The following is a 1,260-nucleotide window of genomic DNA, read 5'->3' on the forward strand; positions in this document are numbered from 1 at the left end:
ATGGCCGCCCAGTTCGAAGAAGTGGTCATGCCGTCCCACCTGTTCCAGTTGCAGCAGATCGGCCCAGATGGCGGCCAGCGCCGTCTCCGTTCCACTCTGCGGTGCTTCGTAGTCGCGCTGGCGGTACGCCGCGCCATCCGGCGCCGGCAGGGCATTCCGGTCCAGCTTTCCGTTCGGCGTCAGCGGCATTGCGGCCAACGCCATATACGCGGCCGGCACCATATATTCGGGCAGCTGGCCGGCCAGATAGGCGTGCAGTTGTCCGGCTTCCGGCTCGCTGCCAGCGACGGGAATATAGTAAGCCACCAGCCGTTTCGCCTCACCTTCGCCGCGTGCCAGCACCGCCGCTTCGGCCACGTCCGGATGTGCCGCCAGACAGGCTTCAATTTCACCCAGTTCGATGCGGAAGCCGCGCAGCTTGACCTGGAAGTCGTCACGACCGAGGAATTCGATGCTGCCATCGGGCAGCCAGCGCGCCATATCGCCACTGCGGTACATGCGCGCACCAGCCTCACCGCTGAAAGGATCGGCCAGGAAGCGCTGCGCTGTCAGATCGTCGCGCCCCAGGTAGCCGCGCGCCACGCCGGCGCCGCCGATATGCAACTCGCCCGCCACGCCAGGCGGAACCGGCTGGCCTTGCGCATCGAGGATGTAGCTGCGCGTATTGGCAAGCGGCCGCCCCAGCGGCACCGCGCCTTCGTTCAGCGGATCGCAAAGATGGTTCAGGCTGCACACCGTCGCTTCGGTCGGGCCATAGGCATTGAATAGACGGCACTGGCGCGACCATTGGCGCGCCAATTGCGGCGCCAGAATATCGCCGCCCATCACCAGCACTTCGAGCGGCAACGGCTCGTCCTGCGGCGGAAGAGCCAGCAAAGCCAACGCCGCCGACGGCAAATTCAGATGCGTGATGCCGGCGCTGCGCAAGGTGTCCAGCAAGGCTTCTCCCGGCTGCAAAGCAGGCGCCGGCGCCAAGTGCAGGCTGGCGCCGGAACACAAGGCCATCATGACTTCCGACACGCAGACATCGAAACCAAACGAGACGAATTGCAGTACCCGGCTCTCCGCACAAAGGCCATACAGCACGATCTGCGCCTGCGCCAGGTTGCGCACCGCGGCATGCGGCACCATCACGCCCTTGGGCTGGCCGGTCGAGCCGGAGGTGTAGATGATGTAAGCCAGATGGCAGTCCGCCAGCGCCGCGCGCGGCGGATTGCCGTCCGGCTGGCCGGACCACAGATAGGCATCGCGCGCCACGTC

At 66.1% G+C, this 1,260-nt stretch carries 1 protein-coding gene; it reads right to left on the reverse strand.

Going from position 1 to position 1,260, the window contains the following annotated elements; all coding sequences use genetic code 11:
• The coding region (locus FHS03_RS27865; RefSeq protein WP_183444183.1) for an amino acid adenylation domain-containing protein at positions 1-1,260 on the reverse strand (1,260 nt) is incomplete at both ends.

Source organism: Pseudoduganella violacea (genome assembly GCF_014191875.1).
In the GTDB taxonomy this organism is placed as follows: Bacteria; Pseudomonadota; Gammaproteobacteria; order Burkholderiales; family Burkholderiaceae_D; genus Rugamonas; species Rugamonas violacea_A.